The following is a 13,168-nucleotide window of genomic DNA, read 5'->3' on the forward strand; positions in this document are numbered from 1 at the left end:
TGGGGTTGAAGACGTAGCAATCTTCTCAATAGATGCATTAAGCGGAATGGAAGAAGCCATAGAGGCTGTATATCCATTCTCAGAGGTTCAGAAGTGCATAGTTCACCAGATAAGAAACACCATGAGATATGTAACCTGGAGGGATCGTAGACCTCTCGCACGCGATCTAAAGACAGTTTATCAGGCACCAACAAGAGAGGCAGGATGGAATGCATTGCTTGCATTAGAAGAGAAGTGGGGTGACAAATACCACTTGTCAATAAAAAGCTGGAAGGAAAACTGGGAATCTCTCTCAACCTTTTTTCAATATCCAGAGGAACTGAGAAGATTGGTTTATACAACTAATCCCATTGAATCAGTTAATAGACAACTGAGGAAGGTAACGAAGAATAAGGGAGTCTTTCCTACGGATACTTCTCTCTTAAAGATGGCTTATCTAGCAATAATAAATATAACAAAGAAATGGACAGTAAGAACCCTTGAATGGTCAAAGATCCTAACTCAACTTGTGATAAAGTATGAAAGATTAGCTAAGTACATAAGCTGATTCTTAAACCCATTACAAAAAAGGGGTTTACACAAAAAAAGAGACAGAACCGCGTCTGAATTTGAAGTGGTTCTCATCCCCGCGGAGCGGGCCTTGCGTCCCCGGATGAATCTCCGGGCATTGCGACCTGGCGTGGTCTTCGCCAGCCTTGCGTCCACTGAGAGCTTTTCAGTGCAATGCGTCCCACCGAAGGTGGCATACTCTCACTTCCGCCGATGATTCTCGGCACATCACTTCCTGCGCAGCAGCATCACTTCCTCGCGCCAGCGAGCCTCACTTCATGCCGAAGGCAGCCTTGCGTATTATCCGCTCTTTCCTACCCCCAATCTGCCACCTGCTACCACGCTTCTGCTCGCGAACACCTTGCCTTGGACTCTCACATCTCACTGGGGATACTCCTTCACTCTTGCTACGGAGCTCCTCTCTATCAATTCTGGTTTGTGAACAACTCTGTGAGTATTGGAGCCATTTAGCATATCTAGAAGAATCTCGACTGATTTCCTTCCTACCTCTTCTTTAGGGTGGGCAAAGGTGGTGAGGACTTCTCTGAAATCCCCGATTGGTCCGTCATCGAATCCGATTACGGAGATATCTTCGGGTATATTCAAGGCCAGTCTTTTGGCTACTAACTGAAGCTGAAGAGCGGTCGCGTCATTGTAGCAGAATACTGCTGTCGGACGCAGCTGAGCGGGGAGAGACATGAGTTCGTGAGCTATCTGCATAGGCGCTCCAGTGAATTCCGAGACGTTGAAGGACTTCTCGTAAATCTTTGTGAACCCAAGCTGCTTGCAACGGTCGACGAAACTCTTAGCCCTTATGACACCAGGCAGATGTGTTGACTTGTAGATTACAGCAACTCTCTGGTGACCGTATTCAAAGAAGATTTCCGATGCCTTTTCTCCTCCATAGGCGTCATCGAGGACATTGCAGCTTACGTTATCAATATTCCAGTCACTGTGGACGAGAACGATCTTCACTCCAGATTTGGCCATCGACTTTACGAGATCCTTGTTTGACCTCTTAGTCGCGCTGTAGACTGGGTCGATTATCAAGCCCTTCACTCCTGATTCGATCCACTCTGAAAGAATCTGCCTCTCCTTCACTGGATCTTCAGCCGAATTACCTAACAACATCTTGTATTCGTTCCGGAAGAGATGGTCTTCAGCTCCGAGAACAATATAAGGGAATATGTAGCTGGTTATCTGTTGCACAAGAATGCCGACAAGGTGGTTGTCGTGTCCATAACTGACGAAGGTTCCAAGGCCCGGTCTTCTTACGATAGCCGCTTCGAAAGAGAGCCGATCCAAAGCTTTTCGGACTGTCTCTCTGCTGGCACTAAACTTGTTCATCAATTCCTTCTCTGTGGGGAGTTTATCCCCGACGGAATATTTCCCGGACTTGAGTTCTTCGAGTAAGTAACGTTCAATGAGAGTGTACTTCGGAGTGATGGCAATCGCCCCCAGTTAGAATGTACGTACATATAGGATTTTACACTTCAATGTTAGTTGAGTCAAGTTTTCTTAGCAAGGACCTAGCCTCGATCGATATTTGCCTTTCAAAGGTTATACGGAGAACAGTCCTTTCTGACAGAAAAGAGAACACCTGCCGGTGAGAATAGCCGTAAGGTCCTTTCTGAAGATTCTTTTCGAGAAGATCGAGATGATATACTTCAATCGGGAGGTGGAAATGATGAAGAAATTACTGCTTGTAGTATTGATGGTTGTGGTTCTTTCTGTTTCTGCGTATGGATACACTTTCAACTCAAACAATATCGGAGCTTCAATCGCATACTTTCCCTTCATCCTTCAAACCTACTCGGCAAGGGGATATTATCACTTCGGTTTCAAGATAACGAATCCCTGGAGTATTGGCCCGATAGATTTTACTCAAGTTATGTTGTATGCCGGTCCCACAGTTTCCTACAGCTATGACAACGTTCATCACAGTTTTGAGGCAGGCATCAGCGGAAGACTCTTTTCTGGAATCGAAAATCTTTCTTTCAATCTTTTTGGCAGAAGATTCATGATTGCCGTGGGCCTAAGAGGTTCATCTACCTTCTCTTTCTCGACACTGAAGCTTGCAAAGCCTCAAATATCACCGGCTCTGAGCATTATCGATGTCACCAAAATGACAGACAGAATGAATTACTCGTTGTTCTTCTGGCCGCTGCCGGTGCTCCTGGGATTTGATCTGTACTTCTAATTGTTCAATGATGTTGTTCCTCAGTGCTCTTGCTTCCTACAATAATAGGAGTTCGCAGAGAAGAATGAGCTCTTCCGGGTGAAGGATTTTTCTGATATGAAAATTACTAAGAGGATGTGATCCGCTTATGAGAGTATTCTCTGTTATGGGCAGTCCAAGATTGAAGGGCAATACTATGCTTGTCCTGGATAATTTCATGAAGGGAATTAGAGATGGACATGATAAGCTGGAACTGAAATCCGTCTTTCTTCATGGTAAAAAGATCGAACCGTGTGCGGGTTGCGACAAATGCAAGAATGATGGCGAATCCTGCGTAATTGAAGATGACATGCTTGATCTTTATGGTGAAGTCGTTGCCGCCAATGTGATTATCTTCTCTACGCCTATTTACTGGTGGAACATGAGTGCTCAGTTGAAGACTTTCCTCGACAGATTGTACGCGCTCGACTACGAAAAGGCCTTCAAAGGAAAGAAGTTTGTTCTTCTCATGACTTACGGTGGTGAGGATCCTAATTCTGGAGCCGAGATTGTCGAAAAGAGCATGAGAGAGATCTGTGACTTCGTTTCTATGGAGTTTGTTGCGAGCTTTGGAATGTGCAGCGAATTGAGTGAAGATGAAAGAGCGGAGGCTCTTGTAAAGGTCTACAATCTTGGTCTTGACCTTTGAGCTCTATGCAGAACCAGTAGAACTTTGAAAGAATCTATTTGGCTTGAGTCCTTTCAGAGTCGAAGATAGCGTTGAATTCATTCCAAGGGCATTATGAGATTCGAATCTCTGCCACATTCAGATAGTGCCCCTTTCTATTCCAATCATTACCCACATCATCTTCTATGAAGCTCGTCCGTCTCTTGCTCTCTCATCATCTCGCGGTTTTTGACTAAGAACCCGGACACGAAGTGTCGGATGAACCAATCTTCTGCTCTTGATCTTAAATCCCCTCTCGAGAGGGGTGTCGACGGCTTCATCGTCGACGGGGTGTGTGCTCTTAAGATCGGTGGAGCGTGAAGCTAGAGAAAGGGCATTTTCGAGACGTTCGCTTCGCTCACGAGAGGACGAGAACTCCCTCTCTCCTGTTTCTCGTACTCTCTCCTCATCTCGTACTCTCGATGCTCTTCTTTGAAACAGACACCCTCCGCCACTTCGCGGACCTCCTCCCTCAAGAGAGGACTTAAGATCAGGATGATCAGGAGCAAAATACGAATTCACACAAGGACCGGCTTGTCAGTGGCGTTAACTCCCTTGAACGAAAAAAACGTCGCGATTACTGTCATTACAACTGCCGGTTCAGAAGTTCCCTATGTCTAACGAAGACACAAGAGAGAGTCTTGGAAAACTGATCAATCGAGAATCGGGAGACTGACGATCAAGGAAACACTCCTGTCCACTGGCGGAGCTGATTAAAAGGCTGTTCTTGAGTCTTAGAGTGTTCCTGAATGAAAATACTTTATCCGGGCGTTGAATTCCCTTGTTCTCCGCAGCAAGAAACGCACTCAGTCTTTAAATCACAGTTTCTGCGAAACTAATCCTAGGATTGCTCCTCATGCCGGCGGCTTTTCACTTTGCCCAAAGACCATGCCGAAATCCTTGCACAGGAACTGAACAGCTCTTCTTCCGGAATCCAGGGCAACCGGAAGCCCGCCGGGTGCTCTGAGTCGCTGGCCAGCAAAGTACAGATTCCGGATGTTTTCAGGCTTCGAAGGATAGTATTCCATCTTATACTCCTTGGTTGCTACAGTCATCCAGGATCCTTTGAATGATCCCAGATACCTCTCATAGGTTAGTGGTGTTGCCACATCCCAAACGGCAGTCTTCTCGGCGGTCTGGGGTAACTTCTCAGATAATATCTTAATGAAGTCCTTTGCCAGCTTTTCTTTTTCAATCTCGTACGTGCCGTCTTCCTTTCGGGCTTTCGAGTAATCATAAGTATCTCCAATAATTGCCGAGGTGACTGCCGTACAGCCTTTGGGCGCGTATCCCTCGTAGCCGGCGTAATTGCAGATCTTAATAACTTGTTCCTCCTTCCCACCGCACATAAGTGGCCTCATAGGCACAAAACCCATTTTCTCCGGCAGCCCTTCCAGGTCGACCTCAATGCCGAGACAAATGAATGTGTTAAGCAAAGGTTTTGTGACTTTGCGCATCCTTTCTGTCCATGGTTCTCTAATGGGGAAATCGAATAAATCGTCGATTGCTGAGAGAGTGTCCCTGGTGACAATCACGGCCTCCGATTGAAGGAGTTCACCATCCACGACAACACCGTCGGCGATGCCGTTTCTCACCGAAACTGTGTTTACCCGCATTCCGTAGCGAATCTTGCCGCCCAGAATATCGAATTTCTTTGCCATACGCAAAGCCATACTGAGGGAGCCACCTTCAGGATAGCCGCCGTCGCCGGAGGCCAGAGTCGCGAAGGTGAAAACCAGGGCAGTAGCACTGTAATCGGGGCCTATGATGTTCTCGAACAGGCGCTGTAGTAGTTCGCTCTTGTATCTCATGCCATATTCTTTAGCCGACTGTCTTGCATAGTAGGGCATTTTGGGTAATGCTGGCAGCATCCTCAAGATCGTACCCAGGGACATGAATGACTTCTTCTTAGTCTTCAATCCCTTGATGTCGGTCACCGGCATATTGAGCTTTGCGAATCTCTTCAAATCGCAGCATAGTTTGCTGATTTCTCTTCCATCCTCAGGTGAAAGCTCGATAAGATGATTGTGGAGTCTCTCCACATCACGGTAAAGGCGTGCTGTCCCTCGTATTCGAATGTGAGAAACACATCGCGATAGTGTACTGCGACGCTATCGTCTATAGCGCCAACTTCCCGCCAGAGTCTGTTAAGAGGTATATCCGGGGATGAGCCGGTGAGCCAATGCATTCCACCTTCGAATAGATACCCCTTCCTTTTCCAGCTTGTCGAAGCTCCGCCCGGAATAGTGTGGCTCTCGTAAATAGTGACGTCGAATCCGCTTTGGAGAGCGTAAATCCCTGCTGTCAAACCTGCAATACCCGCACCGACTATGGCTATGTTTCTCACATTTTCCTCCTATGTGTCGACTATCCAACTGCTTTCGAAATCCTGAAAGTCCAGGCTTATCACAGCTTGCTCTTCAATCCCGAATTGAGTCTAGTAAGCTCCGAGATGACTCACTTTCTCTCATACTTGATCGATGAGGACTCTTGATCAATTGTTTTCACACATTTCGATGCCGTTCCCCACCAGTATGTAATTCACCCTCAACGACGAAACAGAGGTGCGACCAGTCGCGTCCAATCAGGACTACTAGAGGGCAAAAGCGCTGTTCTTAATGCGACTGTACGCTAGCGAAACTTACAAGAAGCACGAAAGGGTTCTCGTTGACTCGCATCGAATACTGGTCGCGCCGTAATGTACATGGTGAGTTCCGAATACGCTTATCGTAAAATCAAATGTGTGGCGAGCCGACTCTCCGCTTCGTAAACTGCCCGACAACGGCAACTGTCTTTGTCTAGAGTCGCTTCATGCGGACAAGAGACTCTTTTGCAGTCTCAAGAATCTCTTCTTATGACTCCAGCAGAGCGAAATTCCTTCTGAATTATATGGCGTTTCCCGAATACACGTCTAATGATATACCCTTTTTGATATTGTGAGAACAGGTCTGAAATCGATTCTAAGGAAGACTTTGCGAAAACAGATCGTCAAATGCGGCAGGTATTCCAGCCTCCGAAATCATTTCATCATCTTTCAGACCTCGGGGAAATCCCGAAGCATCGAGTCTCTTGAGATGTTCGCAAATCTAACCTAAAATGTCTGGAAGAAACCCACCGTCTCAGGAATCTGCTTATCTTCAACTGCATGGCGCTCCACCAGCGAGTCCTATTTCATTGATAATCATTGTCTCGATGAAATCTGACCTGGAAGAACGATCAGAACCAAGTCTTGCACCCTTCACGCAAAACATCAATTCATTCTCCTCTCGTTCAAACCAAGTTTTGCGCTCAACTCATCTGATAAGAAAGACAAGTCAACAAAAAAGACGCCTGAAAACAAATGAAGAAACTGTCGAGGATGTGAAAGATCTCCTATGGAATTAGATATACCGAAACCCCAAACTTTCGATAATTGCTCTGAAATTAGAGCATTGTCAAACACCAAACCAAGGAAATCTCTTCATCTGTATTCGCCCTATTTCCAGTGTGCGGTGGAAGTCTCGATATTGATTACCTGAACGTAGGCAGGAGTCTCAATAGCCAAGAGCCTCGACTGTCCTCAAACAGCGCAAATCGAGAATCCAGAAGAGGGTGTAAACTCTTCGGACAAAGACCCGGAGGATGCCTGAAATGAAGAAGGCAGATGCTGATTAGTAGTAGGGCAAATGATTAAGTATTAAGATTAAGTCATTAAGTATAATTAATCCATTGATTATGATAAGATTGATTAAAGAGATAATGTTTTGGAGGTGAGACTAATGAGAAAGACGCTACTATCGGCAGTGTTCGTCACCTGCCTCGTGATGATAGTCTTCAGTGCACAAAACACTGCTTCTCAGGAACTGAGAATCATCGTTGAATCTGTGGCTTTGCTAGACGTCTCGAACTCATCAGTCTCTTTTGAGATCCCCCAGGAGATGATCGTACCCGGGTCAGCAATCTTTCTCCAGAACATTGAAGGTGGCCACTTGAAGTACACTTCTCTTACGGAAGCTGGGAGTTTGAGAAAGATTACCGCTTCGCTCTCCGACTTCTCGTTGCTGGAAGTGCTCGAGATTGGTATTACGGTCAGTGCGCCCGATAGTGGAAGGGGAAGGGTTGGAGTTTCCAGTGGAAGAGTCTTGCTCACGGCTGACCCTCAACCTGTGGTTGAAGGTATTGGCAGCGGATGGACCGGTACTGAAGATGCAGATGGTGCAATGGTGGTTTATGATATCAACATGTTCTCCGCGGAAATGCTAGTAGATGGTGTGGTAAATCTGGAAGTCTTATTCACTCTTACAGAAGGTTAATCGAGAACTCCCGAATCAATAAAGATTATTTCCTCGCTCTTCTTTCTTATTTCAAGAGTTACTTCTATTATGTCGCCGGGCTTCAACTCCAGCTCGACAGAATCCCTGTCTGCCACAAATCCTTTGGGAAGTGTTCCGGCCTCAAGGCGCAGTAGCCATTTGCCGGGCCTTAGATTTGGAACCGAAATCTCCCCATTGTCTCTGGTTACAAGTCTGAATCTCTCATCTTCACTTTCCAGTACGAGATTCACGCCTCTGATGGAGAGGGGAGTCTGTTCCATGTTCCTTACCCTAACCCTAAGAGCCGCCGATTGGACCAGTGTTATTGAAAGATCCTTTTCTTCATTTGCCGAGATTGTTATCTCAATCGGCAGCCTATCGCTGCTTATCAAGCCTCTCTGAAGAGAGTCATTGTCAATGTCAAAGAAATAAGTGCCGGGCTTCAGCCCGCTAAACATGAATCTCCCGTCTTCGCCAGTTATTGCTACGAGGTTGTTGAGTTTTAGAACAGCTCCCTCTAAAGGTATTTCGTTTCCCTCTGAAGAGATTACGATCTTCCCTGAAAGCGAACCCAGGTCTCTTCTTGGCCAAAATGGGATTGAAAAGGGGAAGGAATAACCTGCAGTGAAAGCCCCTGAAGGAATCCAGTTTGTCTTATCCGTCATTGCGATACTGGCCGAAGCGTTAATCGAACCGCCGTTTTGAAGGATCTTCGAAAAGGATATTCTGGCCGTGAGCTTCACAGGATCAAAGTTGTTCATCACATATGTCAGTGATCCGTCGAATCTGTATCCATCTTCCATCAGAAGAGTGCCGACTAATGCAGCCGTGGTCTCGAATCTTTCCTTGACGTAGTCTTTGAGGGTAAGCCTCGCGTTTAGATAGGCGTTTCCCGATAATCTGTAAGATCCGTAGACATCAAGCTGAATGGTTTTCTTATCAACGTTCTCAATCCGACTAAGCTGAGCGGAAAGAGAGCCAAATAGGCTGAAACTCCCTGGATAGTATGAGGCTGCCAGATTTCCGCCCAGGGTGGCGGCCGGAGTTGTCAGGCTCCTGCTGCCGCTTGAATTGTAGTAACCCCCCATGCTTATCCTCAGTCCGGAAAAGGTTGGAAAGTCAAACCTGCCGCGAAGAGAATAGCTGTTCAACAACCCCTGCAGAGCGAGATCGAAGGGATTATCGCGCTGGACCGTTCCCTCGAAAGAGATCCTGTAGGAATCAGGTTCCTGCCATACGACAGCGGCATCGAGTTTGAGCGCTTCGCTTCCGGGCTGTCCGCTGATCTTCTTCGAGTAATCTGCGGCCGATCTCAGCTGAAAGTAGCCGAGGCGGCTGGAAAACACATATCCCAGCTTCAGCCCGTCGTACTTCCCATCTAGGAAGGAGACTCTTAGAAGGGAGCTTGTCGAGACCGGTTCCAGACCGGACTCTATTGCCAGAGATGAATGAATTATATTCGACGAGCCGAAGCTTCCGTCAACAGCAACCCCTGCCGATAGATTTTCCAGGAGATTCCAGTCTGCGAAGAGCCCCAAAATGGACAGGTCTTCCGAGAGTATTGCGCCCATTCTAAGAGAGTCAAGACTTAGATTGAGATCGAAGCCCCTTGCTGACGTTCCAAGATTCACCGAGGCCAGGCCCGCTCTGCCGAGAACTCCGTATCCGACTTCAAGCAATTCCCCTCTGTAACGTAGATCTAATGAAAATCTGTTGTCTTCATCTTTGCCAATTATCGGCAGAGAGCCGTTCAGACTTATGCTTCTGGTTTTCGCGTCATTCAGAAAGCCGTCAATCTTCAAAGCCGCGTTCAGCAAGAAGCCGTCTGAATAACCGGCAGTGATCGACAGCCTGGTGGGCAGTACTCTGAATCTGTTTGCCAGGGAATCGGCCGGAGGAAGAAGAAGCACCGAAGATCGACCCGACACGAGGCCTGCCTCTCCCGACTCCCCTGTCGCCGTTAAAATGATAATGTGATTTCGCTGTTCTGTGAGGAAAGCGGAAGTTTTCACGGTGACCTTCACTTCGCCGGAAGCCGAAGGCTGGAGCTGAAGTCTTTGTATACTTAGCCTTAGAGTGTATGACATATTGTCAATGGCTCCCAGCTCAAGATAGGCAGGAACGTTGCCGTTATTGGCAACCGAGAATACGACCGAGTATTCTTCCCCAGCAGTTACATAAGAAGGAGCCTCAACAAGCCGGATTGCTAAAGACATGCTCGCGGCCACTCTGACAGTGAAATTCAGCTCAGCCGACTCGCCTCTCTTATCTTTGACTTCATAGCGTACATCATACTCTCCGGCTAGAGGTGTGGAGGGCACGAGGAAGCTTAGAAGGCGTATCTCGAAGGAGTCGGCCCCCACCTGAAAGGCTGATACGCCAAAAACGTTTCGCCAGCCGGGCGGCAGCGACAGCTCCTCAGCGAAGTCTAGATCATCATGGGTGTTGTTTGTTACAAGAACAGCAATCGTGACTATCTGACCTGGCACGACTTCTCCGGGAGGAGGAGTCGAGAGAACCAGTTCAAAATCTACTGCACCTAGCAGCGCGGAAAGTGAAAGCAGAAGAAATATAAGAAAGGAGGCTCTTATACGAGACTGAACATCTCTCACTCTATCTTCATTGAATACTGAGCGCCCCATACGTCTTCACCGTCTCTTATAAGAGCAAGGACTCTGTAGTCTCCTGGAGAAAGACCTTCAAAGGGTACAACGAAGCGGCCGGAGGTCTGAGGATATAATCTCAGGGTGTTACCCATGAATTCGCCGACAACTTCTCCCGCTTGATTGAAGATGCTGGCCGATACCTCGGGTCTCATCCACCAGTCAGAGGTATTCTTGATATCCATGATCAAGGAGTAGACTCCGTCGTTATTCGAGAGACTTCTTCCAACAATCTCGATGCTTCTGGATTCAGGTTCGCCGAAATTTGTGACGACCTGGACAGCGTAGCGCGTCTTAGTTCTGACTGTAATTCCCTCCAGCTCTTCATCTGCGAAAGCGATAATGGGCTCGACCATGATGACTCCCCAGTAAGTGCCGGAAAGATTCTCGTCTGATGGAACAATAACCGAGAAGGAGTAGGTCATGTTCGAATTTCCGGGCACTGTTACTTCCGGCGCCTGAAGTTCGATCCAGTTAGCATTTGATCGTTGCAGGCTTCCGGCTTCGGGATATTCCGTCGAACCCGTGTGGTGAAAGAAGTAATCTGTCAAGTAGAAGCGAACTATCGCCGGCTCGCTCGCGTTGTTTTGGAGTTCGATTCTTCCCGAAAGCACCTGGCCTGAGGAAGCAGCGAATATATGAGTTAGACCGTTTATTATGAGAACATCTGCCCTCAACGTGATCACCGAAAGCATTAGGAGGAACAGGACGAACTTCTTTGACATGTTTATCAGCTCCGTTTTAACAACACTAACAGTATTATATTTCGCCCAGATCTATAACCGTGAAGGTAATTACACTGTCACCCAAGAAGCTCACATCGTCCGGGTCCAATAGATATTGAACATAGAAGGTTATGACTTCCCCTACTGGATGAAAAACGATATCCAGGAAATCGCTGGCGACTCCTTGGGTGGCAAGCGTCAAATATCCGTTGTAGAGCAGCGTAACAGAACCCCTTTTGTTTGAGGGGTTCCAAAGGATCGGCTCCGACGAGAGCCTGAGAGAAATCTGAGCACCGGAAGAGAGAGTCGCCATGACTCTGAACTTTCTGTCTTTCCCTTGACCGCCTGCGATCTCAGGGCGTTCGATAACGATCATCGTTGCATCCTCGGGGCTGACAAGAGATCCCGAGCTGAAAGCAGGGCCGTCTCCCGCTAACTCCGGTGAAGCCGAGACAAGCTCCCAGGCTACGTCAGTTGTGACCTTGCCCGTTGCTGAAAGCGTCACGGCCTGAAGAGAAACGGCAAGAATCAGAATGCCAAGACAAAGAAGCAGCGCTTTGCGCTGCTTCAATGCAATGTATGTCCTGATAAGGAAGATCATTTACTTTATGACTCATCCACCAGTGTGAAAATAACCGTAATAATTGTGTTTACTGCATTCAAGAAATCACCGTCAAGCAGATCGTTTCCTAGATCATTCAGCGCGGTTATGTCTGCAGTGTAGGTCAGCGGATGGCCGGCGTTTGCCTCAGTTCCTGTCCTAGCAAGACCTGGGCCAATTGCAGTGACAAGATCACCACTAAGCGTTGTTCCTACAAACTCAAGTGTAGTACCGCCAGCTCCAACGTTTCCCTTAGCAGAACCGTCGGTAGCGCCTGCAGCAAGAGATATTGAGAAACCAGCCGGAATCGGGCTGAACTCAGTCGTTACCTTTCTCGTGAGACCCGCAAATCTCAAAGATGTATACCTGAGATATGTGGGATCGTGTTCGACAGAAACAACAGGGGCCGCACCGGCTAACTCTGGCTGAGTTACAGCGATCGTCACGCCTGGAGCGTCAGCAGTTGTTGGCCCAGTAGATGCCTCCTCACCAGTTACCGCAAGAAGCGCAATTTCATTCATCGTGATCGTGATCGTTTGCGTGTCTGTGTTAGTGTCCAGCGCCATTACAAAAGCACCCACTAGAATCGACATTGCTAGAATTACGAAAAACTTTTTCATTACCCACCTCATCTAATTTGAATGATCTATATTAGTTGATACTAATACGCAATTTCATTTCCGGATTTCTTCGCGAGCATCTGAACCCAGCTCACAAATCAATTATAGATCAAACGGCCAACTGACTGATGTCTTTTTCATTAAGGTTAAACGACTGTGTTCTCGCGTAGCGATTACAAACAGTAACATTTTCACTCTAGGGAGATGCCCGAAGAAGTTGAAGACTGCACAAAAGATCGTGGCAACTGGTCGATCCGCAAAAAGATAAACTTGAATTCGAGTATTCTACTGCTTGTCATAACCAGTTCGTGCAGGTTATCGACGCAGTTCATATTTTTGAAGAAAGCGAAAGGATTCGAGCGAGAAGCTCTTTACGGTCGAAGAGCAGCTTACACTTCCTTCTGAAAACAGTCCCTTATCTCGCCCGGCGGGAAAAGGGTTGCCTGTGCGTTGAAACAGGCGGGCTGGAGCGGGGACATGCTTTCGAAAGCCGTCGCAGCCTTTGAGTTAATTTATTAGACCAGTATTAGTGTAATAAACGTTCGAACGATTATTTCGTTATTAGTTTTGCTACTTGGGATCCTGCTCAAATAGACCTGTATTTCTCAGAAAACCGGTGGAGAAAGAGAGAAGAACATAGGCCAGTTGAAATGGAGTCAGAAGAATTACGTTTTGTTCTCGTTGCAGCCTTGCCGGGAAGCAGGGAGAATGAAGAAAAGAAAGCTGTTTAGACTGCCGGTACATAGATGAAGAACCTATGAAAGGCTCACATTCTTCGTATATCGCTAGTACGCGCAATGAACAGATATTCTTCAAGGTTCCAGCTGCCGAAG

12 protein-coding genes are annotated in these 13,168 nt (G+C 47.2%); 4 read left to right on the forward strand and 8 right to left on the reverse strand.

Going from position 1 to position 13,168, the window contains the following annotated elements:
* The coding region (locus Q502_RS08640) for a transposase (RefSeq protein ID WP_181815881.1) at nt 1-547 on the forward strand (547 nt) is incomplete at its 5' end.
* 383 nt (nt 548-930) lie between these two features.
* Here Q502_RS08640 and Q502_RS08645 read toward each other — a convergent pair.
* Nucleotides 931-1,995, reverse strand: coding sequence for a GntR family transcriptional regulator (locus tag Q502_RS08645; protein ID WP_165775387.1), 1,065 nt, complete (start codon nt 1,993-1,995; stop codon nt 931-933).
* Between the two features lie 241 nt (nt 1,996-2,236).
* Between Q502_RS08645 and Q502_RS08650 the strand changes: the two genes are divergently transcribed.
* Both Q502_RS08650 and Q502_RS08655 read left to right on the forward strand, forming a co-directional pair.
* On the forward strand, nt 2,237-2,749 hold the full coding sequence (locus Q502_RS08650) for a hypothetical protein (RefSeq protein ID WP_133117338.1): 513 nt from the start codon (nt 2,237-2,239) through the stop codon (nt 2,747-2,749).
* Between the two features lie 127 nt (nt 2,750-2,876).
* A complete protein-coding gene (locus Q502_RS08655) occupies nt 2,877-3,416 on the forward strand; it encodes a flavodoxin family protein (protein ID WP_099830287.1) in 540 nt (179 codons plus the stop codon).
* A 341-nt stretch (nt 3,417-3,757) separates the two neighbouring features.
* Here Q502_RS08655 and Q502_RS14705 read toward each other — a convergent pair whose 3' ends face one another.
* The 3 genes from Q502_RS14705 to Q502_RS14405 all read right to left on the reverse strand — a co-directional run bounded on the left by Q502_RS14705 (nt 3,758) and on the right by Q502_RS14405 (nt 5,781).
* Entirely contained in the window at nt 3,758-3,889 is a 132-nt protein-coding gene (locus tag Q502_RS14705; protein WP_258001922.1) for a hypothetical protein, read from the reverse strand.
* A 399-nt stretch (nt 3,890-4,288) separates the two neighbouring features.
* Entirely contained in the window at nt 4,289-5,401 is a 1,113-nt protein-coding gene (locus tag Q502_RS08665) for an NAD(P)/FAD-dependent oxidoreductase (protein ID WP_207759757.1), read from the reverse strand.
* Complete coding sequence (locus tag Q502_RS14405; RefSeq protein WP_207759758.1) at nt 5,398-5,781, reverse strand: FAD/NAD(P)-binding protein; 384 nt, start codon at nt 5,779-5,781, stop codon at nt 5,398-5,400. The genes Q502_RS08665 and Q502_RS14405 overlap by 4 nt, the downstream gene beginning before the upstream one ends.
* A gap of 1,411 nt (nt 5,782-7,192) precedes the next feature.
* On the opposite strand from Q502_RS14405, the gene Q502_RS08675 reads away from it, so the two are divergent.
* Nucleotides 7,193-7,726: a hypothetical protein gene (locus Q502_RS08675; protein WP_099830290.1), complete on the forward strand. Its 534-nt coding sequence runs from the start codon at nt 7,193-7,195 to the stop codon at nt 7,724-7,726.
* Here Q502_RS08675 and Q502_RS08680 read toward each other — a convergent pair.
* Genes Q502_RS08680 through Q502_RS08695 form a run of 4 tightly spaced genes read right to left on the reverse strand, consistent with a single transcriptional unit; the run spans nt 7,723 to nt 12,335 of the window.
* Complete coding sequence (locus tag Q502_RS08680; RefSeq protein WP_112109437.1) at nt 7,723-10,368, reverse strand: hypothetical protein; 2,646 nt, start codon at nt 10,366-10,368, stop codon at nt 7,723-7,725. The genes Q502_RS08675 and Q502_RS08680 overlap by 4 nt on opposite strands.
* A complete protein-coding gene (locus Q502_RS08685; RefSeq protein ID WP_099830292.1) occupies nt 10,335-11,114 on the reverse strand; it encodes a hypothetical protein in 780 nt (259 codons plus the stop codon). The genes Q502_RS08680 and Q502_RS08685 overlap by 34 nt, the downstream gene beginning before the upstream one ends.
* A gap of 34 nt (nt 11,115-11,148) precedes the next feature.
* Nucleotides 11,149-11,715, reverse strand: a complete 567-nt coding sequence (locus tag Q502_RS08690; protein ID WP_099830293.1) for a hypothetical protein — start codon at nt 11,713-11,715, stop codon at nt 11,149-11,151.
* A gap of 5 nt (nt 11,716-11,720) precedes the next feature.
* Nucleotides 11,721-12,335 (reverse strand): hypothetical protein, encoded by a 615-nt coding sequence (locus Q502_RS08695; RefSeq protein WP_099830294.1) that lies wholly within the window; start codon nt 12,333-12,335, stop codon nt 11,721-11,723.
* Nucleotides 12,336-13,168 lie beyond the last annotated feature (833 nt).

The sequence above is a fragment of the Mesotoga sp. Brook.08.YT.4.2.5.2. genome (assembly GCF_003351125.1).
In the GTDB taxonomy this organism is placed as follows: Bacteria; Thermotogota; Thermotogae; order Petrotogales; family Kosmotogaceae; genus Mesotoga.